The following is a 22,831-nucleotide window of genomic DNA, read 5'->3' as shown; positions in this document are numbered from 1 at the left end:
CCCGCAGAAGTGGAACCCAACATAAAAGTGATCGGCATGGGTGATGATGGCAGACAGAGCTTGCTTCCTCTGTATGAAAAATGGGTGATGGAAAGCGACGTGCTCTTCGGTGGAGAGCGACTGTTGGCTAATTTCAATGAGTACACAGGTGAAAAGCGCGTCATAAAAGGCGGTCTAACGACACTCGTCGAGCAGCTTAACCACTTGAAACAACAGCAGAAGGATGTTGTCGTGCTCGCTTCGGGGGACCCACTGTTCTACGGTATCGGGGGTTACCTGGCCAAAAAGGTTAACGCCACCATCTATCCCTACATCAGCGCAATCCAGCTTGCATTTGCCCGTATTCAGGAAAGCTGGCAGGACGCCTATGTCACGAGTGTACACGGACGGAGTATGAGGGGGTTAGCCCAACGTATTGACGGGCGTCCCAAAGTCGCCATCCTCACAGATCAAGAGAACACACCGGCTAGCATCGCACAGTACTTATTGTCATTTGGCATGCATGAATATCGTGCCTTCGTAGCTGAGAACCTCGGTGGAGAACACGAACGGTGTGAGTGGTACGATCTTGAAACCCTAGCAGAGACGACTTGTTCGCCGCTCAATACCCTTATATTAAAGCAAACGGAGAAAAGCCCAACCTGGACGATCGGGATTGAGGATGATGCCTTTGCGCAACGCAAGCCAGAAAAAGGGTTAATCACGAAACGGGAGATACGCACCTTAAGTCTCAGTGCACTTAAGTTAGAACAAGACAGCATCGTGTGGGATATCGGTACCTGTACCGGTTCCGTTGCTATAGAAGCAGCCAGATGTGCACCGGATGGCGCCGTTTATGCCATAGAGAAAAATGAGCAGGATCTAGAAAACTGCCGACGTAACATGGCCCGCTTTCGGACAGATATCACGTTGGTGCACGGGAAGGCCCCGGCTCATCTTGATCAGTGGCCAGAGCCAGACGCCATATTTATTGGTGGCACAGCAGGCGGCATGAATGCCATTTTGGATATCTGTTGTCAACGCCTGAAGTCTGAGGGCAGGGTGGTGTTGAATGCGGTGACCATTGAGAACCTCTATCAAGCACTAGAAGCCTTCCAAGCACGAGGCTTTCATGCGGAGGTGACGCTCGCCCAAGTGTCTAGGAGTAAGCCCATCCTTAACCTGACACGTTTTGAGTCACTGAATCCCATTTATATCATAACAGCTTATCGACAGAAAGGAGCATCATAATGCCCGGAACATTATACGGATTAGGTGTCGGACCTGGAGACCCTGAACTAATCACAGTCAAAGCGTTTCGTAAGTTAAAAGAGTCTCACGTGATAGCCTACCCGCAAAAAAGAAGAGGGAACAAAAGCTATGCTCACCAAATCGTAGATGTTTATTTACAGCCGGATGAACAAGAAAGGCTCGGTCTCGTATTCCCTATGACAAAGGACCCCAAGATTTTAGAACGAGAGTGGGGGAAAACGGTTCAGCGCGTATACGAAAAATTAGCCCAAGGGAAGGATGTGGCCTTTGTCACAGAAGGTGATCCACTACTATACAGCACATTCATACACTTGATGAAGCTCATGAAGCAACAGCATCCCGACGTCGTAATCAAGACAGTACCCGGCATTTCATCCGTTAACGGCGCAGCGTCCCGTTTGGGTATCCCTCTTGCAGAAGGAGATGAGCAGGTCGTGATCGTCCCCGCTACGGCTGATGAAACGGCCATGAAGCACGTGATAGAGAACCATGATTGCGTCATCTTTTTAAAAGTGGCCAAAGTAATGGACAAGCTACTAAACATATTGAAAGAACTCGACCTTGTAGAAAAGGCTTCGGTTGTGACCAAGGTCACGTCTGAGGAGGAAGTGATTTGGCCTATCGAAGAGTTAGAACGAGCTGAATTAGAATACTTATCTTTAATGGTGGTGAGAAAATGAGTGGTGTGACGATAGTAGGAGCAGGTCCTGGTGATCCAGATTTGATCACCGTCAAGGGACTGAAACGCATTCAAGAAGCAGACGTGATTCTCTATACTGATTCGCTTGTGGATGAGGCGTTGCTTCAAGGGGATAACATTCAAGCCGAGGTATTAAAAACGGCTGGCATGCACTTAGAAGAAATGGTGGCCATCATGATCGACCGTGTTCAACAAGGAAAGCAGGTGGTGCGTGTGCATACTGGTGATCCGACCGTTTACGGGGCTATTTTAGAACAAATCGCTTTACTAAAAGAAGCGCAAATTAACGTTGACATCATCCCCGGGGTCAGCTCTGTGTTTGCCTCTGCGGCCGTGGCTGGTGTAGAGCTCACAGTACCGGATTTAACGCAGACCGTCATATTAACCAGAGCGGAAGGGCGCACCCCGGTGCCGGAATTAGAAAAATTAAAAGATCTGGCACAGCATCAATGTACGATCGCGTTGTTTCTCAGTGCCACATTGACGAAAAAGGTGGTCAAAGCATTTTTGGAAGCCGGGTGGTCAGAGCAAACCCCTATCGTGGTCGTGTACAAAGCAACGTGGCCAGACCAAGTTATTTTAAGAACGACATTGCAGAATTTAGATACAGATATGGCTCAAAACGGGATTAGAAAGCAAGCCATGATTTTAGCTGGGTGGGCACTCGATCCCGATATTTCCAAGAAAGCGTATCGTTCCAAACTTTATGATCAAACTTTTACGCACGGATTTCGCCAAGGAGTGAAAACAGAACAATGACCATCCAATTAGCCACCGAGACGGATATAACGATAGAACAGCGGGGAACGATCGCCGTTGTGGCCATTACGAAGCATGGGGTCGCTTTGGCACGTCAACTCCAACAGACCGACCCTCACGCCGACCTGTATTATATGAGCAAGTTTGAACAAGGTGATGAAGCAGAGCTTCATATTCAATTATTTGAAGGGAGTGTGAGACGTTTATTACCGACGCTTTTTAAGCATTATCAGGGTATTGTCCTGGTGATTTCTCTTGGTGCGGTGGTGAGGATGATTGCGCCGCTATTAAAGGATAAAAAAACAGACCCGGGTGTGGTGGTCATTGACGATAAGGGCGCATTTGTGATTAGTGTATTATCCGGTCATTTAGGAGGGGCCAACGCCCTTACAAGAGAGATTGCAGCAGCTTTGAAGGCGACACCTGTGATCACGACCGCTTCTGATGTGCAACAAACCATCCCTGTTGACATCTTTGGTCAATCATTCGGTTGGACTTGGGAGTCGGCGGAAAAACTGACGCCAGTGAGTGCAGCTGTGGTAAATGAAGAACGTATTGCCGTGATACAAGAGTCTGGTGAGAGACACTGGTGGCCCCATGATCGTCCGCTCCCAGAGCACATCAAATTGTATCATTCACCCCAGGAGGTCCTTTCTTTGGCAGAACCTCCGGATGCCACGCTTATCATTACCCATCGCCACCTCTCTAAGGAAGAACGTACTTTACTAGATAACGGGATTCTTTATCGACCCAAAGTCATTGTCCTAGGCATTGGCTGCAATAAGGGCACAACCAGCGATGAAATCGAAGCGACCATACACGAGACCCTCGATGAACTTAACTTTTCAATTAAAAGTGTCAAAGCGGTCTGTACTATTGACTTAAAAAAAGACGAAGTAGGTCTCAGAGCAGTTGTGCAGAAACACGCCTGGGATTTTCACTATTATACGCCTGAAGCGTTGAATGAGGTTGAGATAGAAGAACCGTCACAGACCGTATACAAGTTTACCGGAGCGTACGGTGTGAGTGAACCTGCTTGTCGATTATACTGCCGAAATGAGGGTCCAAATGAGGGGCATAATAGGTCACTTGCTTTAGTGAAAAAGAAAAAAGGCAATATGACCCTATCCGTTGGCGTGCTTTCCTTTGCCTAAAGCTTCACCAATTCAGGCCATTTTTTATCACGAAAGTGGTAGGAAATCTACCATAAAGATGGAACATATATCTTATACATGGTAAATATAATAGTTAAATTGTTTCAAATAAATGTGGATATGATACTACATTTACTTACGCTTATTCTATTAAGACATTTAAGACATTTAAGACATTTAAGACATTTTAAGAGGTGGTTTATCATATGGGACAACGGAGACTCGTCATCGCTGGCACAGGAAGTGGGGTCGGTAAAACGACCGTCACAGTAGGACTGATGGCAGCTTTAAAGCAACAAGGCTACACCGTACAAGGATTTAAATGCGGGCCAGATTATATAGACCCGACTTACCATACGGCGGTCACTGGTCGAGCGTCACGTAATGTGGACAGTTGGATGCTTCAGCATAATACGGTAAAGGAAATCTATCAGCGTGGGAGTGTCGGTGCAGATATCTCTATCATAGAGGGTGTGATGGGATTTTACGACGGTAAAGACCCCCTTAAAAACACCGGAAGTACAGCAGAAATCAGTCAACTATTGCAAAGTCCCGTGTTGCTTGTCGTCAATTGTGCCAGTATGGCTCGAAGTGCAGCGGCGATTGTGAAAGGGTTCCAAACGTTGTCTGAAGGGGTGAACATTGCAGGTGTTTTCGCCAATCAAGTGGGGAGTGAAGGTCATTACAAGCTCGTAAAGGCCGCCATTGAACAAGAATGTGATGTGCCTGTTATAGGGTATATGAAAAGAGAGGCCGACATTGACATGCCTGAACGTCATTTAGGTCTCGTGCCCGCGATTGAGAGGGGAGAATTGGATGCATTCTTTCAATCGTTGGGTAACCGTCTACGAGAGACCGTGAACATAGATCTCCTGTTGGAGATCGCAACAGCACCTCCTGTAGAACCTGAGGCAACAAATCTTCTATTCCATCCGTCTGAACAGGAGAGAGATAGCTCTTCAAGCTCTTCAGTATCCATCGCCATTGCTAGAGATGCGGCGTTTAATTTTTATTACCCAGAGAACCTCGAACTCTTGCAACAGTATGGCGCGGATCTAGTTGAATTCTCCCCTTTGAGAGGGGAGACCTTACCAGATGGTATCGATGGTTTATACTTAGGGGGTGGTTTTCCTGAAGAATTTGTTTCTGATTTGGCAAAAAACACGGAAGTGAAAGCGTCGATTAGACAAGCGATTAAGGATGACCTTCCGACACTAGCAGAGTGTGGCGGTTTTATGTATCTCACTGATAGCATCGAAACGACAGACCAAGACGTATATGAGATGGTAGGGGTGATCCCTGGTCGTGTCACCATGCAAACCCGTCTAGCCGCATTGGGGTACCGAGAAGTGACCGGAATAGAACCAAACTTTTTACTTCCACAGGGCATGAGTGCCAAAGGCCATGAATTTCATTATTCCACCTTCACAGCAAATAGCTCGACAGACCACTTTCCCTACGCTTATACCAGTCAAGGGCTCAGAGGCTTAAAACAAGAAGGTTATGTCTTGCCACATCTCGTAGCGGGCTATACGCATCTACACTTCGCTTCTAATCCCTCTCTCGTCAAGCATTGGATCAGAGTATGCCAAAAAAGAAAGCGAACAAAAGCTGAACAAGCGAATAAAAGCTGAACAAGCGAACAAAAGCTGAAAGTGAAACATGGAACAATGTATAAGAGGGTGAAGAGTGAGAAAAGGGAGTGTCGAGTAGATGAGCAAAGCCCAGTTTTTAATGATACAGGGAACACATTCTGATGCCGGAAAAAGTGTCCTAGTAACGGCGTTTTGTCGTATTTTTGCCCAGGATGGTTACCGGACAGCGCCATTCAAGTCCCAAAACATGGCCCTCAACTCTTATGTTACTTTAGACGGCAAAGAGATTGGTCGCGCGCAAGGGGTTCAAGCAGAAGCAGCCTGTACGATTGCCACGACGGATATGAATCCGATCCTCATCAAACCGAGCCGTGACCATGAGTCCCAGATCGTGGTCCACGGCAAACCATACAAGAATATGCAAGCAGGGGAATACAGAGAAACGTTTTACGAGCGTGGCCTGAACCTGATACAACAATCGATTCAGTCATTGGCCCAATCGTTCGATAGAGTCGTGATAGAGGGGGCGGGAAGTCCCGCTGAGATAAACCTCAATGATCGTGAATTGGTGAACATGCGCGTAGCTGAACTGGCCGACGCCCCAGTTATTTTAGTAGGGGATATTGAAAGAGGAGGCGTGTTTGCAAGCTTAGTAGGGACGTTACAACTCCTGTCTCCACAGCAGAAGGAGCGCGTAATCGGGGTTATCATCAACAAATTTCATGGTGATATTAAGCTGTTGGAGCCCGGATTAGAATGGTTTGAGAATTATACTGGCAAACCGGTGCTCGGGGTGATTCCTTACCTGCCCAATCTTAATATCGAAGCGGAGGACTCTCTTGTCCTTGACCACTATGACAAAGGGCAAAGTGATCATATCTCCCCAACGGAGGGGGTAAGTGAGCATGATACCATTGACGTTGTGGTCATTCGCTACCCCAAAATATCTAACTTTACCGACGTAGATCCTTTCAGGCTAGAACCTGATTGCCGCGTGCGCTTTATAACACATGCTGCGGATATGGGGCACCCTGATGTTGTCATTTTACCGGGGAGCAAAAATGTGCTAGAGGATTTGATCTACCTTAAAGATCATGGTTTTATTCAAAAATTAAGCTCATTGTACAGAGAGCAGCGTACAGCCATCGTCGGTATTTGTGGGGGATACCAAATGCTAGGATTAACGATTGCTGACCCCCATGCGGTTGAATCCACCCGCGTACAAGAAGAAGCGCTCGGCTTCTTGCCAATCAAGACAACACTAACCAAAGAAAAAACCACCATTCGCTCTCAAGGTCGGCTCCAATTTGGACACACTTCCTATGACATTGAGGGATACGAAATACATATGGGCCTATCTGAAATGGTTGACAGACACACCCATCATAATCAGCCTCATCAGGCCCATATCTTATATGACAATCAGCGAGGTAGCGCGAGCTCACATTTTTCACCGCTCATTGAAATGGATGGACGAGGAGATGGCTTGAAATCTGTTGACGAACGTGTCTGGGGCACTTATTTCCACGGGATATTTGACAATGACCACTTTCGTACAGGTTTTCTTAATGAGAGACGGGCATGTAGTGGCCTACCGAGGAAAGATGAACCTTCTATTTTATTTCAACAGTTGAAATCATCCGCTTTTGATAGACTAGCCGCTCATGTCAGGTCCCATGTGCAACTTGAGGTGATTAACAAATATATGAAGAATGATGACGACATTGCAAGTAAAAGAGGGGGAAAAAATATGTCTGTAGACAACAGTTAATCATCCTTTAAAACCGTTAATAGACCCATCCCTTCATAGGAGACTAAAAAAACAGAAGGCAGGTGACCCGACCCGCATGAGTCGATTCTATGATATTACCGTTCCTGAACTGAATAAGGATACAGGAAGACATACAAGTGATTATTTGGATACACTCACAAAACCGCCAGGGAGTTTAGGCCGCCTCGAATCTCTTGTCATTGAATTAGCGGAGATGAGGGCGGATGCCTTTCCGACGGTTACTCCCCCAGGCGTGATCGTATTTGCCGCTGATCACGGTGTAACGGCCGAGGGTGTCTCAGCCTTTCCGCAGGAAGTGACCAAACAGATGGTAAGTAACTTTTTACAGGGTGGGGCAGCGATTAACGTCTTTAGCCAGCAAATAGGCGCTGTATTAGAAGTTGTGGATATCGGGGTGTCCGGTCATATTGATGCGTCCGGTCTCGTGAGACAAAAAGTGCGCCACGGCACTCGGAATATGTTTATAGAAGATGCGCTGACGCGTGAAGAAGTGGAACAAGCGTTAGAGATTGGCTACCAACAAGCGAAGGAAATGATACAAGACAAAGGCATCGGGTGTTTAATTGTAGGAGAGATGGGCATCGGTAATACGACGACAAGTAGTGCCGTGTTGGCTGCCCTCAGTGGGGAAGACGTCTCACGGTTGGTGGGAAGAGGGACAGGCATACCAGAGGCAAAATTAAGGCATAAACAAAACGTCATTGAACGATCCCTTGAACGTGGTCGACCCGACAAGCGTGATCCGATCGATATCTTGAGTAAGGTGGGGGGACTAGAGATTGCGGGTATGGCCGGCGCGATGTTAGCTGCCGCAAAATATCGCGTGCCCATTCTACTAGACGGATATATCTGTGGCACCGCTGCTCTTATTGCTAAGTTGTTGGTCAAAAGAAGTACAGATTATATGCTGAACAGTCATCGATCAGCAGAGCCGGGGCATGATTTGGTCCTCCATTTACTAGGTAAGGAACCGTTGATAGATCTAGACCTGCGCTTAGGAGAAGGGAGCGGTGCGGCTGTCGCTTTTCCATTACTCTTATCAGCGACAAGCATGCTGAAAGAAATGGCGACCTTTTCTGCCGCGAACGTATCGACAAACTAGAGCAAGGGGAAAGGGGGTGGCGTAGTTGTCTGATGGTTATCCGGTGACGTTGTATTTGAGTGGGAAGCGAGTGGTTGTGATCGGTGGCGGTTCGGTGGCAGAGAGAAAGATCAATAAGCTATTAAATGCGGAGGCTTATTTGACCGTTGTAAGTCCTAGGATCACCCCTAATATGCAGACATGGGTAGACGAGGGAAGATTAGCTTGGAAGCCAAAAACGTTTGAACCGGAGGATGTTCGAGGGGCGACATTAGTGTTTGCGGCGACGGATGATGCCAACGTGAATAAGCACGTGGTGCGCGCAACGCAAGCTGATCAATTTGTATGCTGCGTGGACAACCAAGCAAAGAGTACGTTCACAGTCCCCTCTACGTTGGAGAGGGGTAGGTTACGTTTGTCTGTCTCGACTTCAGGTGCCAGCCCAGGACTAGCAAGACAAATCAAACAAGCGTTATCCGAAAGATATGATGCGTCTTATGAAGACTACCTCGATTTTTTATATGAGTCCAGAAAAAGAGTGCAGGAGCAGGTCACTGATCAGAGGGTGAGAGAGGCGATATTAAAAGCATTACTTGACGATGAGTATCTAAGATTAACAAAAGAAAAAGCGTACGAAGAAAGAGAAGCACGTTTTCTAGCGCTTATCACGCATAGTGCAGGTACCGATGTCCGGTAGTTTAGTAGGGTAAATTAAGAGCGATCTGTAGATAACTAGAGTTGTAGAGCAGAGAAAAGTTAGACCAAGACTGGTTGAGTGGAGGGAAACAAATGAAAAATGGAAAAGTCTATCTTGTAGGTGCAGGGCCAGGAGATCCAAAATTAATTACTGTTTATGGTATGGAATGTATCAAAAAAGCAGAGGTCATTCTATACGACCGTCTCATCAACACATCATTACTAGAGTATGCCAGTGAGGATACCGAGTTTATCTATTGTGGCAAAGAACCAGGAAAGCATGCGCTGATTCAAGAACACATTCATCAGCTGATGATAGAGAAGAGTCAACAAGGCAAGGTTGTCGTTCGTTTAAAAGGCGGCGATCCTTGTGTCTTTGGTCGTGTTGGGGAGGAAGCAGAAATATTAGCTGCCCATGATATCCCTTACGATATTGTGCCTGGCATTACAGCAGGTATTGCAGCCCCTGCTTACGCGGGAATACCCGTCACGCACCGTGACCACGCCTCTTCTTTTACGATCGTGACCGCGCATGGTAGAGAGGATAAGGACCAGGATGAATTGAACTGGGAGGCTTTAGCAAAAGGGAGTGACACCATTGCGTTTTACATGGGCGTTGGTAATCTTGCGCATATTTGCCATAAACTGATAGACCATGGCAAGTCAGAAGAGACGCCAGTGGCTGTTATACAGTGGGGGACGACGCCGGACCAGAGGACTGTGATAGCAGATTTAGCTACGATTGAAGAGGCAGTGAAGCGGAATCAAATCACGCATCCTGCCATCGTTTTAGTCGGTGAAGTCGTTCGGCTACGTGAGAAAATACAATGGTTTGAAAAGGCTGTGATGTTATAATGGAACCTAAACATATAGAGAACGCTCAATGGAAAGATCAAGAGGTAGAAGAGCCTTCCAAGTCGGACACTCAGCACAAGACCAATCACCAGAACAAGATCAGTCATCAGCAGCGGAATGAAAAAGGGAAGTTACTCGTTTATACTGGAGACGGTAAGGGAAAAACGACAGCCGCCTTGGGACTAGCGCTACGAGCAACAGGGAGAGGCAAACGTGTGGTGGTCATACAATTTATTAAGTCTCCACAGCGGACGTATGGAGAACATCTCATGTTCCAGAAAATCGGTATTGATATGTACCAAAAGGGCGCAGGATTCACGTGGACCAAAACGCCTGATGTTCACCGTGAAGCACTCCGTGAAGCGTGGACATTTGCTAAGGATATCATCAAATCAGGGGAGTATAACCTCGTGATCTTAGACGAGTTAAACAACGCTTTGGCTATTAACCGTTTTCCTATAGCTGATGTCCTGCCCTTTCAGGATGTATTGGACACGATACGTACGAGACCACGGAGTATGGACGTCGTTGTGACCGGTCGTAACGCTCAATCCGCGCTATTAGACCAAGCGGATTTGGTCACGGTGATGTCCTTAGAAAAGCACTATTATAATGAAGGGGTAAACGCCATCCTTGGCCTTGAGTATTAAAAAGTTAAAATAGTAGTATTGAAAACAGGTATGTCCGATAAGTTCTGATGACGAAAGTTGCTGTTGAGAAAAATGTGGTAGAGAAACATGTGATAGAGAAGCATGTGGTAGCGTAATATGTTAGTGAAGCATGATGAAATAATTGAACAAGAAAGGACACTGATACATGATATGATACACGCCTCCCGCATGAGTTACATATTATCCATTGGATTATTACTAGCGTCGGCCATCTATTTTATAGCCGCTAACTGGCAGGGGTTCGCAAGGATAGAAAAGTTAGGTTTCTCTGTCTCCCTTTTAGCCTTCATCTATGTCCTGAGTACGATTTTTAATGTCAGTTTCAATAGGCACAAACAGTTGGCGGCTTGGTTATTCATGGCGGGTTCGTTGGCATTTGGGGCTAGTCTAGCACTCGTCGGTCAAATTTATAATTCACATGCAGACAGTTATATCTTATTTTTATTATGGCTGATCCCGTCGCTTGGATTTGCTTGGGTAAGCAAACATCCCTTTTATCTTTTGTTATCCTATGTCCTTTTTCATCTCAGTTACTACTTTTATTTCTTTCCAAGCGCTTATACCTATTACTGGGACGATGTACAGCGGATTTTCATTTTCTCTGCGCTCGGCCTTTTAAACTTACTCTGTTACGCCCTCGTTCGTCATAAAGTTTTACAATATGTCAGTTTTATTGTGGGTATCCTGATGCTCATTTGGAGCACGTCAACCGTCCATTTCACAAGCAGTTGGATATATGTGTTGAACGCATTTTTTATAGGTTACCTATTATGGCAAGGGTACCTCCTTAAAAGGAGACATCATAACCCTATGTTCATCATTTGGACCATTTTATTGTCCGTGTATGTTTTCTTCCGGCTTATAGAATGGATTGTTCGCTACTTTCATGGAGACCTGGTTTATTTTGTCATCATAAGCTTGATTGTCTTTCTCGTGTTCAGTGTATGGGTGTTTAAGCGTATCCATTCGTCACTGTGGAAACGAGGATTCGTTGTCGTTTCTTCTGTCGTAGGAACCGTCATATTACTGCTTAGTGTGATTGGCTTTTTCTATATGATACTCGATATCACCGAGTGGCTCATTTACATCATTTTAGGCTTATGTATGTGTGTGCTTGCCGTTCTGTCTTTCAGCAGAATACCTCCAATGGTGGGATACACGTTTTTATTTGCGGGCTTAGTCGTTAGTTTGATTCCATTCGTCATATCAGGATCTGTGTTAGGACCACTTGTACTCTTAATCTACGGTGTGTGTTGGGTTCTCAGCCCATCCATTTATGCTCGGATACTCGTTTATTTATTTATTAATATCGCATTTTATGCCATGTTAATCGAAGTAATGGGCATACATGAACTCACGGCACAATTATGTCTCGCTGCATTTAATTGTGTCGCGTACCTTCTTGGTCGGGGGGAACGTCTAAAAGCATATAGATTGAAGGGGTTATCTTTCTTTTTCTTTGGTGTTGCTATGCTGGCAGCACTGATGCATTCACATCCTGAATGGTATATCGTCATTGACGCTGGCTATTTTATTATATTTACAGCCCTCGTCTATTTTTATAACAAAACGCATCAGACGTTGTTATTCTGGTTTTCACTAGGGTTCTGGGTGTTTTTCCTTGGGGTGAAATACTATGATTGGTTGTGGCTATTACTACACAAGTCTATCGCTTTATTGGTTTTGTCCATCCTCTTTTTGGCGGTTGGTCTGTGGTTGGATCGACAGTTAGGCGAAGCACAGTTACGCCACCTAGATAGGAAAAGCGATCAAAGGCATCCGTTTCTATCATATCTCGTGTACTCACCGTTACAGGACGAAAACGATGGTGATGTAACCGATGGACGCCCCGGTAAGCTGTGGCGCAAGGTAACCATACAGAAGATACTTATAGGAGCATTGGTCATTTTACAATTTGTTATTTTATCAATGAGCATCGCCGTTAATGTATATGATTATAGACGAGGAGAAGAGATTACATTAGCCTTAGCACCCATAGATCCGAGGAGCCTTTTGCAAGGCGATTATGTTATCTTAAACTACGACATATCTAACATTGATGTCAGGAACGAAAATATACGTGTAAAAGATAAGGTACAACTCTTACTAAGAGAGGATGAACAAGGTTTTTACACTTACGCGAATATTTATCGCCATAAAGGGATGGTTAACCGATCATATACGCCACAAACGGGTGATGTATGGATAACTGGACGATACCAGGGAGCTGACCGCTTCACGTATGGTATCGAAACGTACTTTGTACCTGAGGGGGCAGGAGCTGAAGCAGAACGAAAACGAGCGGCAATTGTACGGGTATCAGAGAACGGGAACGCTATATTACGAGGGCTTAAGTGAGGAACGTTTAGGTGTTGTGATTAGTAGCATTTTGGCCTTCAGTTTATAAAAAAGGATGGTCAGGGCCATCCTTTTTTGTGTTAAGATTGCTCAGATTTTCTTATTAAGGTCATTGTTATCTTCGTTATCACAAGGAGAAATATAAATACAACGGCAACAGACAACCAAAAATGAATCCAAGATGTCATGTAGAATGAACAACAGTTACCACTGTAAGTCCATGGCAAGGGCGGATCAATATGTGGGTAACGCAATTCTGCAAATTTAAACGGGAACCCCGTCTTCATGGGAAAAGCATGTGCTAGTTCATCATGAGATTCAACGCGCTGACCTTGGAACCCTGTGCCGAAGACAAAGCCAACGGCCATTAATCCAAGTAAAGCATAGAATAGGATTTTTTTTATGTCCTTCAACGTATCACACCCTCTAGTTGTTGTCTCTGTTTGTTAAATGTACGAAACATTATTTTTCGCTCAATGCGATTTGTAACCCGATCATCGCCAGCAACACGCCTTTGACAATATTAATACGACCCATGATGACAGGCTTGTTCAATAATAAGGCTTTGACCTTATATGAAAAAATGCTGACGAGAGAAAATACAATAAAAGCTTGCACTAAGAAAAGTAAGCCTAATAGCAACATTTGTACAGGAACATACCCTGTTTCATGATGCACGAATTGAGGAAGAAGGGCAAGGAAGAATAAAGACACTTTTGGGTTGAGTAGATTCATGAGCACGCCTTTTCGAAATAGCTTATTGCTCATCTTGGGTTCTTGCTGTTCAAATGACACGTCTGTTTCTTTTTCGTGGAATGCTTGCCAAGCTAAGAATAGGAGATAGGCAGCCCCAGCATATTTGACAATAGCAAAGGCGATAGCAGATTGATAGATCAAAGCAGAAATACCAACAGTGGCTGCTGTAATGTGGACGACGAGGCCAGTACACAAACCTAACGCCGTTGTTATACCTGCCTTACTGTTTTGGGACATGCTCTGGGCCATCACAAACAAAATGTCTGGACCGGGCATGACGGTGAGTAATATCGCAACACCTAAAAATGATAGAATACTGTTCAGGTCCATGTATACTCCTCCTGTAAAAAATATAGGACTTCTAGTTCAGTTTTGTAAAACCAACGTCCATCTTTCCAACATTTGTGATAAAATATTCATATCTAAATGATACCATGTCTGAGCAAGGGGGCAACGCGACTTGAATCGGAAATATTTAGGCTTATTTTTATTATTCATATTTTTATTCGTTTTAACGGGATGTAATCTCGATCAACCCATAAAAGCGGACGGTGGAATGTGGGATCGCTTCTTTGTCTATCCACTGGCATGGTCGCTTGAATACATCGCTCAGACCATGAATCCAACAGGGGAAGAGGCGCATGACCGCTATGGTTGGGCGATTGTTATTCTGACTATTGTGATCCGTTTCGTTATTTTACCGCTTACGATTAAACAAAGAAGTGGGTCACAAAAGATGCAGGCACTCAAACCTGAGATAGAAGAGATACGTCAAAAGTATGAAGACGAAGAGGTTGCGCACGAGGAAACGATGAAGCTGTTTGAAAGACATAAAGTCAACCCCGCCGTGGGATGTTTACCGTTGTTCATCCAGATGCCGATCATTATTGCCCTGCTTCATGCCATCAGGCGCCATGACATGATTCCAGGCCATCAGTTTTTCGGGGTCGAATTAGGAGAACCTTTCTGGGGCTTTGCATTGTTGGCAGGGTTTACTACTTTTCTCCAACAAAAAATTGCTGGATCAACGGATCACTTAATCTTACAGTTTTTATTAGTTGCCTTACCTATATCCGTAACGGTGTTCGCTTGGTTCTTTCCTTCAGCACTATCATTATACTGGGTTGTGGGTAATCTATTTATGATGGCTTATACACTGGTCACCAAAGCGTATAAGCAAGAAGAAAATGTTATGGTAGAAGCGAAACAATAACAACCGGCAACTATACTATGATATTTATCAATCTTTTGTCTATTAAGCTATCTACCGCTCAAATCAAAACACCTCCTCCATTCGTAAGAATGGGGAGGTGTTTTTAGCTTATCTAAGTATGTTTTTTAATTGTCTTTTTAGCGGCGTTAATAAAGATAAAATGGCATCGTGGCGTTTTTCGTATTGATAATTGTAATGGTTTCTGAATGAAAGTTCTGACCGTTTCCGTACGGGTCGTAGTTTCTTTCAATATTGCCACTGGCGTCAACGGCAAACCATTGAATGGTCGTTGTGTCAGTGATCGTCAGTGTTTCTTGTCCTTCGCGTAAACCGCTCACGGATAATTTCTCCGAGTCAAAAGTTGGCCGACTTCCATCTAACGTATAATAGATGGTAGCAGGTTCACTCGTTTCAAATGTGACTTCTACCTCATCGTCGTACGTTCCTTTGCCAGGTGTGATACTAGATTTAGGCGGTTGATTGTCTTTTCCGTAGTTGTAGGCGACCTCAAATAGTGAGATCAGTCCGTTCGCAAATTCCATTGCTTCCTCATGACCTTCTTCAAACGGCGGTTGAAAACCAACAGGACGCCAACGTTCTGCCTCTTCATCGTATAGGTCGGCGCCCACTTCAAAATTCCAAGCATAAATGTCATGGTTATACCATAAAGTGTCAGCTGAGTTCCCTGCAGCGGAGTATAATACGTCTGGAATAGGCCCCGTGCGTCCCGGTAAGATGACGGTACCTCTATGTTCCTGTATCGATGAGAGAATATGTTCGGAAGCTGCCCAGAAAAACGCTTCTTGACCTGCTGTTGGACGCTCTAACGTTTCTCTGCCTTCAGCTTTGTAGGCGCCTGGTGGCCACATAAAGTAACCGCCGTAGCTATGAATATTCATGGCAAAAGAAATGTGAGGAAATTGTTCCGCAACCCAGATCAAATTTCGTGCTTCCGGTTCAGAGTTATAGTCTGGTCCTGCATAAACAGCGCTTGTGCAATTTGTTGACGCACCAGTGTAGCCGTTATAGATGGAACCTACCTCGTGGTTACGATTAAGGTCAACGCCCCAGGTGTCACGCAACGTGGGGTCTGACAACGCTTCGTCACAATAGTTTGTCATATTCTTACGTTGCCAGGTATAATCGTAAAAGCTGTAATGTGACCCGTCTGGGTTGACAGATGGTATTAAGAAGATATCTAAGTGATCAACGAGCTTTCGCGTATCGGGATCGTGAGCATAGTTACGAAGTAAGCGCTCTGCCGCTTCGATGGTCACCAATGGTGTGACCCATTCTCTGGCGTGCTCTTGGGCATAAGCGAAAACGCCAGGTTTGGACCCATCACGGTCCCGTCCAATGCGCAGCATTTTGATATCAAAAGGTTCACGTGAAATCTCTTCCGATGCGTTAAGGTTGTCACTAAGGCTTCTCTCCTGTGGAACGACGATACCTTTTCCGTCTTGTTGCCGATATAAAGAAGCAGTCACGAGATCATTGGCTTCAAGGTTGAGGGCTTCTACGAGATCATGGGCTGTTGTGACGATTTCTCCGTTGTCATCCGTTTCAAGCGTAACGATGATGTGTTGCTCATCCTCAACTTCGATGAACAAAGATTGTCCTGCTTCCCGATTATGGTTCACCTCGACGGTGATGTCATTGCCTCCTTCGTGTCCCCAAAGTAATGAAGTCAGCGTAAAGGCATTAGCTGGTTCTGTACCAAATAATGCTTGGGCATGTCTCCGATACCCGTTAGATTGGTGGGGGAGGGTGACCACTTCTGCTAAAGATGGAAATTCCTCAGCTAGACTTTCAATGCGTTCTGTCAGTTCTGTCGGTGTCATGTAATGATCAATGAAATCTGAGACATAATGTTTAGATGGCTCGTCCGGTTCACCTGCACCAAGCCACTCACTCACTTGTTCTTCCGCTTCGGCGCCTAAGCTACTTTCGACACGTACAGTTTCTGGAACCTCAACGACGGGGACCAGCATGGTATGATACATATACTCTCCTGCGTCCACCTTACGATTGAGTGTGACGTTGTGTTCTTCATCACCTTCTGTCCAGTGAGCTGTAAGGAGCACTTGAGACACTGAACCGGCGCTTGATTTGGCTTCAACATAGAGGAAGGTGCCACTATGATTTGTAAAGTAGTCAGCTCTAAGAATGTTGATGTCGTCTTCGGTGGAAAGGATCTCCTCATTTTCTGCTATCTGTTGTTCTCGGGTAGCAAGGTTATCCTCCCAAGCCTGTTGTGAGTATATAGTATCTGACACCCACCCTAAGTCTTCTAGCTCCTCTCGTTCAGCCTCAGTGACGATTGCGTCAACTTCGTAGCCCTCGCCTTCATGTTCGTGTAAATGCTCAGCCAAATCGATGCCCATGTCTAACAGCTGGTTGAGCGCATCATGATCAGGCAGCTCTAAACGAACCATGGTGGTGCTTTGAGGTGCGTTGTCCAAAAAGTGGTTCTCAGGATTTATAGCAGGTTCATCGGTTGCAGTCGTTGGAGGGACACCCATAGTAGATAGTAGAAGTACCACGACTCCCAAGAGACTGATCCAAATTCTAAGCCGCTGGTGGAACGTGTGAGTCAATACAAGTCACTCCTTCAAGCGTCGTTTTTTAGTCTCAATCGATAAGAGATTATTTAGAGATGCATGGTGATCATGTTGCGAATCTATTTGATCGAGACTACATTTATTCTATCTTGTATGAATAGAAAATAATGTCAGCTCTTGATGTCGATGATAGAAAAGTTTTCGACCTCATACAGTTCGGTTGTAGGTCATAAGTCTCATCATCGTGTAAGTTCTTATACCCATATAGAACACAAATGTAATGCGATGGATATGATAGTGGTGATTATATCAATGTCAACAGATGAGTCTTTATGACTATAAAAAGAAGGAGATCAATACACGGATGTGGAAGAATGGTGTCGAATCATTTAAATAGAAGCTGGGATGAGGAGGGAAGATATGTTAGGTTTTATATTTGGCAAGCGCTGCGCGTTTTGTAAAAAGCGGACGTCACACCCACGCCAATATCTTAATGATGATGATAAAATCATACATGTGTGTGAAAAGTGTGTGTTATATGCGGAGAGAAGAGCGTACCGTAAGCAATAAGCAAGGTGACATATATCACGCTTTATATTTTTAAAGGGATTTTTAGGGGGAGTACCATGCACAGTTATGATTTAATCGTGACACTTACCGTCATTATACTCGTCATTATATTCATTTACTTATTCGCCAAACGAGAAGAGCGTAGAAACAAGAAACGTTATACGTTTAACCCGTATAAATTAAACATTAAGCGGCTTGATCAGCTAGATGGACGCCAATTTGAATTGTACCTTTACGTACTACTAAATGAACTCGGTTATTCCGATGTCAATTTGACAGCTGAAAGTAGGGATTTTGGTGCTGATCTCATTTTCACAGATTCAAAAGGAGTGAGAAACGTCATTCAAGCCAAACGGCAAGCACCTGATAATCTTGTCGGCATTAGTGCCATTCAGGAGATATATACCTCCATGAAGTATTACCAAGCGAAGAAAGCGATCGTTCTCACCACGTCAACCTTCACTAAGACGAGTGAAAAACTAGCAGCCGTCAACGGTGTGTTGTTGATCAATAGGAACGATTTACATACATTAATAGAAGAGTTGAAAAAAGGTAATCGGTTTAGAGCGCGAAAAATACTAGAGTCTGAACCTTATGTCATCTCCGAGCCCTGGGTGGGGTATAAAGATATGAACCCGGTGATTAAGAAGGGATATACAGTAGAGGTACCGGAAAAAGAAGCGCTTTGAGAAAGGACATTCCTAGAATTGGATGACAAAGAACAATAGCTCCCTTGTCACTAAATGTGAAAACAGAGTGGCAAGGGGTTTTTGATTTTATTAAGCTTTAATTTGTTTTATGATGCTCAAACGAATGCGAAAGGTTATGAGTGTCGCTTTAACCAACTAATACCTTAAATCAGATTTGTCAAGAAATTTAACGAATTTAGATAATTGAAATGTCCAAAAACATGCCTTAGATAGATTTATTCCCACTAAAAGGTAATGGCATAACTCACACGTTCCAAATGCGTTAAAATGGTCCAACATCCTTAACTTTAGAATGATATATACTAGGAAATGATACTTTACACTAACAATCACTAACAAATGACGGTCACAGGTGACTCATGCGTATGAGAGCCGATTTAATCATAGTTTATGTACATCAAACCATTTTGACATCCCTTAGCGTTATTTATATTATGGGAATCGCAAAGCACACGTACGCAAGCTTGGTCCAACTGAAACAGGTTTAAGTATGACACGGAGAGGGTACGTACGATGTGTGTTTGATAAAAAATAAGTCGGTGGTGAATTTTTCGTAATGGGTATAGTAGCAGAATCGGAGAGGAAAACGAAGGTTCAATTTAGAGAACCAGTTATGGAGGACGGCGCTAAATTGTGGGATTTAGTGCGCAGGACAGGGGTGTTAGATGTCAATTCCTCCTATAGTTATCTGATGATGTGTGAATACTTTAAGAACACCTGTGTGATTGCAGAAAATGACAGTGAAATTGTTGGTTTTGTAACTGCTTTTATCCCACCAGAAAAACCCGACACCATATTTGTTTGGCAAGTAGCTGTTGATAGCTCTATGAGAGGAGAAGGTTTGGGCTCTAAGCTCCTTCAAGAGCTGATAAAAATGGAATCCTGCAATGATGTACAATTCCTTGAGGCGACCATATCCCCATCGAATCGACCCTCATTCTCTTTATTCCGCAAATTCGCACGTGACTTGGATACACATTGCCAAGTAACCGAATTGTTCCCAGAGGATGCTTTCCCGAATTCAGACGAACAACATGAGAAAGAAATGCTCAATCGCATTGGTCCTTTTTAGGATAGGATCCTTGAATAGTGAAGTGTATCATTGCGACAACGAAAGTTAGTGAAGATAACAGCACGATTATATGTCATAGAAAAAAGTAACGTTTATGTATAAAAAGAATGACGAATATTTCAGACATTAACAAGGTTCACTTTTTTCAGATACCCATACAACGGGGTGTAAATTATACTTAGGAGGTATGCACAACTCTCTATGGATACGACAGTGTTAGACAAACAATCAACTGAAATGAAGGTTTTTGAACAATATGAGTCTGCAGTGAGAAGCTATTGCAGAAGCTTTCCTACCATTTTCACCAAAGCGAAGGGTTATAAAATTTGGAATACCGAAGGAACAGAGTACATTGATTTCTTTGCGGGTGCTGGTGCACTCAATTACGGACATAACAACCCTCGATTTAAGGAGAAACTGATCGAGTACATCCAAGAGGATAATATCACGCACAGCCTAGATATGGCCACGGAAGCTAAGAAAGACTTCTTACAGAAGTTTCATGATGTCATCTTAGCGCCACGTCACATGGACCATAAAGTGATGTTCCCAGGGCCAACTGGTACTAATGCGGTAGAAAGTGCATTGAAGATTGCACGTAAAGTGACAGGAAGACAGAACATCATTAGCTTTACAAATGCTTTCCATGGTATGACAGTGGGTTCTCTAGCCGTTACAGGTAACGCCACCAAAAGAGCTGGAGCAGGAATTCCGCTTTCTCATAGCGTCACAATGCCATTTGATAAGTATTTAGATCAAGGCGATACCGTGCAGTATCTAGAACGTTTTCTAGAAGACAGCGGTAGTGGGGTAGATCTACCTGCAGCTGTTATTATGGAAACCGTACAAGGAGAAGGTGGAATTAATGCTGCTGATTTCGAATGGATGAAGCGCATCGAAGAAGTATGCCGTCGTTGGGATATCCTACTGATCGTCGACGACATTCAAGCTGGGTGTGGCCGTACGGGTACATTCTTTAGCTTCGAGCCAGCAGGGTTGAATCCGGACATTATATGTCTATCTAAATCCATCGGGGGGTACGGTCTGCCATTAGCTCTTACGCTAATGAGACCTGAATATGATGTTTTCACCCCTGGTGAACATAACGGTACATTCCGTGGCAACAACCTCGCTTTTGTCACTGCAACTGAGGCACTCTCATACTGGGAGGATGATGTGTTCTCTAAAGACGTTCAACGTAAAAGTGAGAAGATCAAAACGGCTTTAGAAACGATCGTTCAGGAATTCCCTCAATTGAAGGGCAAAACACGCGGACGAGGATTCATGCAAGGGATTGCTTGTGGTGCTGATGGCATTGCAGAAGAAGTATGTGCCGAAGCCTTCCAACGAGGATTAATCATGGAGACATCTGGCCCAAAAGATGAAGTTGTGAAGCTTCTTATTCCACTCATCATTGATGATGAAGGACTAGATAAAGGGATTAATATCCTTCGCGATAGCGTTCAAGCAGTCGTCTCTCGCAAACAGTAGTAATTAGAGAAAACCATTTGTTCTAAACGTGGCAAACATGAGCCTATTTAAATGACAACTAACGATGAGGTGAAAAGACATGAAAATTGTAAAATTAAGTGAAGTCAATGGAAGCGAACATGATATCAATAGTGAAAACTGGAGAAGTCGCAGACTTTTACTAAGAAAAGACGGGATGGGTTTCTCTCTCCATGATACAATTATCCGAGCAGGTACAGAAACATTCATCTGGTATAAAAACCATCTAGAAGCTGTTTACTGTATCGAAGGTAAAGGGGAAGTAGAAACAACGGAAGACGGCAAAGTCTATCCGATTGAAGCGGGCACAGTTTACGCTTTAGACAAACATGATAAGCATTTGCTACGTGCAGAGGAAGATATGCGTATGGTATGTGTGTTCAACCCACCAGTGACGGGTAAAGAACACCACGATGAGAATGGTGTGTATCCACTCATCGAAGATGATGACGAATAATGAAGTTTTTATAACGCCAACAGGCTAACATTAAGTTTAATAGGTACGATTAACTAATCATATAGGTATAGGAGCTTGTAGACGTATAGTACCTTAGGGGTACATGGTCTACAAGCTTTTTTCATACATACTATGACGAGACCATCTGCCCGCCGTTGACATGAATGACCTGCCCCGTCACGTAGCGCGAATCGTTCGATGCTAAATATACGTATGCAGGGGCGAGCTCAAACGGCTGGCCTGCTCGCTTCATCGGTACATTTAATCCAAACGTACTAACATCTGCTGCGGAAAAACTTGAAGGAATGAGTGGTGTCCATATCGGACCAGGTGCCACGGCATTGACTCTGATGTCTTGCTGCACGACATTTTGAGATAAAGCTCTAGTAAACCCTATAATAGCACCTTTTGTGGCTGTATAATCAATAAGCTGTTCATGACCCTCATAAGTAACGACAGAAGCTGTATTAATGATGGCATCCCCCTTTTTGAGATGTGGCAATGCCGCTTTCGTTAAGTAAAAGAAAGCGTCAATGTTCGTTTGAAATGTGACATCCCATTGTTCATTGGATATATCTAAAAGACTTGCTTGAGGAAACTGAACAGCGTGGTTATTAATCAGAATGTTTAACTGACCAAATTGCTCTAGCGTGAGATCGACAACATATTGACATTGAGTAGGGTAACGTAGGTCACCCGGGACAAGGAGGCACTGTTGACCAAGCGCTTCAACCCGTTGTTTGGTACGATAGGCATCTTCATTTTCATACTCGTCATAATAAGCAATCACAAGATCGGCACCTTCTTTGGCGAAAGCAATAGCCGTCGCAGCTCCTATCCCACTATCACCTCCCGTTATAATGGCGACCTTACCCTCCAGCTTTCCGCTACCTTGATACTCCGGATCTTCAACGATCGGTCTAGGGTACATTAACGATTCAATACCTGGTTGTCGAGGTTGGTGTTGAGGTGGAAATGTCTGAGGCTGTGCTTGACATTGAGTCGTCATACTATAGTAAGGATATATAGGATCACTAGCATTGCATTAATTAAGTTTGAACATTCATAATA

At 44.3% G+C, this 22,831-nt stretch carries 21 protein-coding genes; 17 read left to right on the top strand and 4 right to left on the bottom strand.

The genetic code is table 11. The features are described 5' to 3' along the window. The first annotated feature begins 9 nt into the window (after window positions 1-9). The 11 genes from cbiE to JKM87_RS14675 all read left to right on the top strand — a co-directional run bounded on the left by cbiE (window position 10) and on the right by JKM87_RS14675 (window position 12,912). The gene (cbiE, locus tag JKM87_RS14725) at window positions 10-1,230 is read left to right on the top strand and encodes a precorrin-6y C5,15-methyltransferase (decarboxylating) subunit CbiE (RefSeq protein WP_202081196.1); all 1,221 of its coding nucleotides are present in this window, start codon (window positions 10-12) and stop codon (window positions 1,228-1,230) included. After that, window positions 1,230-1,931 carry a precorrin-2 C(20)-methyltransferase gene (cobI, locus tag JKM87_RS14720; protein WP_202081135.1) on the top strand — a complete coding sequence of 234 codons (702 nt, stop codon included), beginning with the start codon at window positions 1,230-1,232 and terminating at the stop codon, window positions 1,929-1,931. The genes cbiE and cobI overlap by 1 nt, the downstream gene beginning before the upstream one ends. Further along, window positions 1,928-2,710, top strand: a complete 783-nt coding sequence (cobM, locus tag JKM87_RS14715) for a precorrin-4 C(11)-methyltransferase (RefSeq protein WP_202081134.1) — start codon at window positions 1,928-1,930, stop codon at window positions 2,708-2,710. The genes cobI and cobM overlap by 4 nt, the downstream gene beginning before the upstream one ends. Continuing rightward, window positions 2,707-3,864: a cobalt-precorrin 5A hydrolase gene (locus JKM87_RS14710; RefSeq protein WP_202081133.1), complete on the top strand. Its 1,158-nt coding sequence runs from the start codon at window positions 2,707-2,709 to the stop codon at window positions 3,862-3,864. Before cobM ends, JKM87_RS14710 begins: the two co-directional genes overlap by 4 nt. Before the next feature lie 206 nt (window positions 3,865-4,070). Further along, on the top strand, window positions 4,071-5,498 hold the full coding sequence (locus tag JKM87_RS14705; protein WP_202081132.1) for a cobyrinic acid a,c-diamide synthase CobB: 1,428 nt from the start codon (window positions 4,071-4,073) through the stop codon (window positions 5,496-5,498). 79 nt (window positions 5,499-5,577) lie between these two features. Then, the gene (locus tag JKM87_RS14700) at window positions 5,578-7,230 is read left to right on the top strand and encodes a cobyric acid synthase (RefSeq protein WP_202081131.1); all 1,653 of its coding nucleotides are present in this window, start codon (window positions 5,578-5,580) and stop codon (window positions 7,228-7,230) included. A 76-nt stretch (window positions 7,231-7,306) separates the two neighbouring features. Continuing rightward, on the top strand, window positions 7,307-8,353 hold the full coding sequence (gene cobT / locus JKM87_RS14695; RefSeq protein WP_202081130.1) for a nicotinate-nucleotide--dimethylbenzimidazole phosphoribosyltransferase: 1,047 nt from the start codon (window positions 7,307-7,309) through the stop codon (window positions 8,351-8,353). Between the two features lie 25 nt (window positions 8,354-8,378). After that, complete coding sequence (locus JKM87_RS14690) at window positions 8,379-9,029, top strand: precorrin-2 dehydrogenase/sirohydrochlorin ferrochelatase family protein (RefSeq protein ID WP_202081129.1); 651 nt, start codon at window positions 8,379-8,381, stop codon at window positions 9,027-9,029. Between the two features lie 92 nt (window positions 9,030-9,121). After that, window positions 9,122-9,883: a uroporphyrinogen-III C-methyltransferase gene (cobA, locus tag JKM87_RS14685; protein WP_202081128.1), complete on the top strand. Its 762-nt coding sequence runs from the start codon at window positions 9,122-9,124 to the stop codon at window positions 9,881-9,883. Continuing rightward, a complete protein-coding gene (locus JKM87_RS14680) occupies window positions 9,883-10,533 on the top strand; it encodes a cob(I)yrinic acid a,c-diamide adenosyltransferase (RefSeq protein WP_202081127.1) in 651 nt (216 codons plus the stop codon). The genes cobA and JKM87_RS14680 overlap by 1 nt, the downstream gene beginning before the upstream one ends. Before the next feature lie 189 nt (window positions 10,534-10,722). Next, the gene (locus JKM87_RS14675; protein WP_202081126.1) at window positions 10,723-12,912 is read left to right on the top strand and encodes a GDYXXLXY domain-containing protein; all 2,190 of its coding nucleotides are present in this window, start codon (window positions 10,723-10,725) and stop codon (window positions 12,910-12,912) included. A gap of 80 nt (window positions 12,913-12,992) precedes the next feature. Here JKM87_RS14675 and JKM87_RS14670 read toward each other — a convergent pair whose 3' ends face one another. Then, window positions 12,993-13,325 (bottom strand): hypothetical protein, encoded by a 333-nt coding sequence (locus JKM87_RS14670; RefSeq protein ID WP_202081125.1) that lies wholly within the window; start codon window positions 13,323-13,325, stop codon window positions 12,993-12,995. A 49-nt stretch (window positions 13,326-13,374) separates the two neighbouring features. Continuing rightward, entirely contained in the window at window positions 13,375-13,998 is a 624-nt protein-coding gene (locus JKM87_RS14665; protein ID WP_202081124.1) for a LysE family translocator, read from the bottom strand. Between the two features lie 130 nt (window positions 13,999-14,128). Here JKM87_RS14665 and yidC point away from each other — a divergent pair, with 130 nt between their 5' ends. Continuing rightward, window positions 14,129-14,881: a membrane protein insertase YidC gene (gene yidC / locus JKM87_RS14660; RefSeq protein ID WP_202081123.1), complete on the top strand. Its 753-nt coding sequence runs from the start codon at window positions 14,129-14,131 to the stop codon at window positions 14,879-14,881. A 146-nt stretch (window positions 14,882-15,027) separates the two neighbouring features. Here yidC and JKM87_RS14655 read toward each other — a convergent pair whose 3' ends face one another. Then, a complete protein-coding gene (locus JKM87_RS14655; protein ID WP_202081122.1) occupies window positions 15,028-17,478 on the bottom strand; it encodes a M14 family metallopeptidase in 2,451 nt (816 codons plus the stop codon). Between the two features lie 384 nt (window positions 17,479-17,862). Here JKM87_RS14655 and JKM87_RS14650 point away from each other — a divergent pair, with 384 nt between their 5' ends. From JKM87_RS14650 to JKM87_RS14630, 5 genes are all read left to right on the top strand, one after another. Next, window positions 17,863-18,012 carry a hypothetical protein gene (locus JKM87_RS14650; RefSeq protein ID WP_202081121.1) on the top strand — a complete coding sequence of 50 codons (150 nt, stop codon included), beginning with the start codon at window positions 17,863-17,865 and terminating at the stop codon, window positions 18,010-18,012. Between the two features lie 56 nt (window positions 18,013-18,068). After that, the gene (locus tag JKM87_RS14645) at window positions 18,069-18,701 is read left to right on the top strand and encodes a restriction endonuclease (RefSeq protein WP_202081120.1); all 633 of its coding nucleotides are present in this window, start codon (window positions 18,069-18,071) and stop codon (window positions 18,699-18,701) included. A 577-nt stretch (window positions 18,702-19,278) separates the two neighbouring features. Continuing rightward, window positions 19,279-19,794: a diaminobutyrate acetyltransferase gene (ectA, locus tag JKM87_RS14640; RefSeq protein WP_202081119.1), complete on the top strand. Its 516-nt coding sequence runs from the start codon at window positions 19,279-19,281 to the stop codon at window positions 19,792-19,794. A 201-nt stretch (window positions 19,795-19,995) separates the two neighbouring features. Further along, a complete protein-coding gene (gene ectB / locus JKM87_RS14635) occupies window positions 19,996-21,285 on the top strand; it encodes a diaminobutyrate--2-oxoglutarate transaminase (RefSeq protein ID WP_202081118.1) in 1,290 nt (429 codons plus the stop codon). Window positions 21,286-21,364: 79 nt separating this feature from the next. Further along, complete coding sequence (locus JKM87_RS14630) at window positions 21,365-21,760, top strand: ectoine synthase (RefSeq protein ID WP_202081117.1); 396 nt, start codon at window positions 21,365-21,367, stop codon at window positions 21,758-21,760. 130 nt (window positions 21,761-21,890) lie between these two features. Here JKM87_RS14630 and JKM87_RS14625 read toward each other — a convergent pair whose 3' ends face one another. Beyond that, window positions 21,891-22,769: an SDR family oxidoreductase gene (locus tag JKM87_RS14625; protein WP_202081116.1), complete on the bottom strand. Its 879-nt coding sequence runs from the start codon at window positions 22,767-22,769 to the stop codon at window positions 21,891-21,893. Window positions 22,770-22,831 lie beyond the last annotated feature (62 nt).

The sequence above is a fragment of the Caldalkalibacillus salinus genome (genome assembly GCF_016745835.1).
Taxonomy (GTDB): Bacteria; Bacillota; Bacilli; order Caldalkalibacillales; family JCM-10596; genus Caldalkalibacillus_A; species Caldalkalibacillus_A salinus.
Note: the sequence above shows the minus strand (reverse complement) of the source record. Positions and strands in the feature narration are given on the sequence as shown.

Bases quoted from the DNA above. Each gene is read 5' to 3' on its own strand.
- JKM87_RS14700 (WP_202081131.1), top strand. From the start codon at position 5,578: ATGAGCAAAGCCCAGTTTTTAATGATACAGGGAACACATTCTGATGCC.
- JKM87_RS14680 (WP_202081127.1), top strand. From the start codon at position 9,883: ATGGAACCTAAACATATAGAGAACGCTCAATGGAAAGATCAAGAGGTA.
- JKM87_RS14625 (WP_202081116.1), bottom strand. From the start codon at position 22,769: ATGACGACTCAATGTCAAGCACAGCCTCAGACATTTCCACCTCAACAC.
- cobI (WP_202081135.1), top strand. From the start codon at position 1,230: ATGCCCGGAACATTATACGGATTAGGTGTCGGACCTGGAGACCCTGAA.
- cobT (WP_202081130.1), top strand. From the start codon at position 7,307: ATGAGTCGATTCTATGATATTACCGTTCCTGAACTGAATAAGGATACA.
- JKM87_RS14665 (WP_202081124.1), bottom strand. From the start codon at position 13,998: ATGGACCTGAACAGTATTCTATCATTTTTAGGTGTTGCGATATTACTC.
- JKM87_RS14650 (WP_202081121.1), top strand. From the start codon at position 17,863: ATGTTAGGTTTTATATTTGGCAAGCGCTGCGCGTTTTGTAAAAAGCGG.
- ectB (WP_202081118.1), top strand. From the start codon at position 19,996: ATGGATACGACAGTGTTAGACAAACAATCAACTGAAATGAAGGTTTTT.
- JKM87_RS14710 (WP_202081133.1), top strand. From the start codon at position 2,707: ATGACCATCCAATTAGCCACCGAGACGGATATAACGATAGAACAGCGG.
- cobA (WP_202081128.1), top strand. From the start codon at position 9,122: ATGAAAAATGGAAAAGTCTATCTTGTAGGTGCAGGGCCAGGAGATCCA.
- ectA (WP_202081119.1), top strand. From the start codon at position 19,279: ATGGGTATAGTAGCAGAATCGGAGAGGAAAACGAAGGTTCAATTTAGA.
- JKM87_RS14630 (WP_202081117.1), top strand. From the start codon at position 21,365: ATGAAAATTGTAAAATTAAGTGAAGTCAATGGAAGCGAACATGATATC.
- JKM87_RS14675 (WP_202081126.1), top strand. From the start codon at position 10,723: ATGAGTTACATATTATCCATTGGATTATTACTAGCGTCGGCCATCTAT.
- JKM87_RS14705 (WP_202081132.1), top strand. From the start codon at position 4,071: ATGGGACAACGGAGACTCGTCATCGCTGGCACAGGAAGTGGGGTCGGT.
- JKM87_RS14645 (WP_202081120.1), top strand. From the start codon at position 18,069: ATGCACAGTTATGATTTAATCGTGACACTTACCGTCATTATACTCGTC.
- cobM (WP_202081134.1), top strand. From the start codon at position 1,928: ATGAGTGGTGTGACGATAGTAGGAGCAGGTCCTGGTGATCCAGATTTG.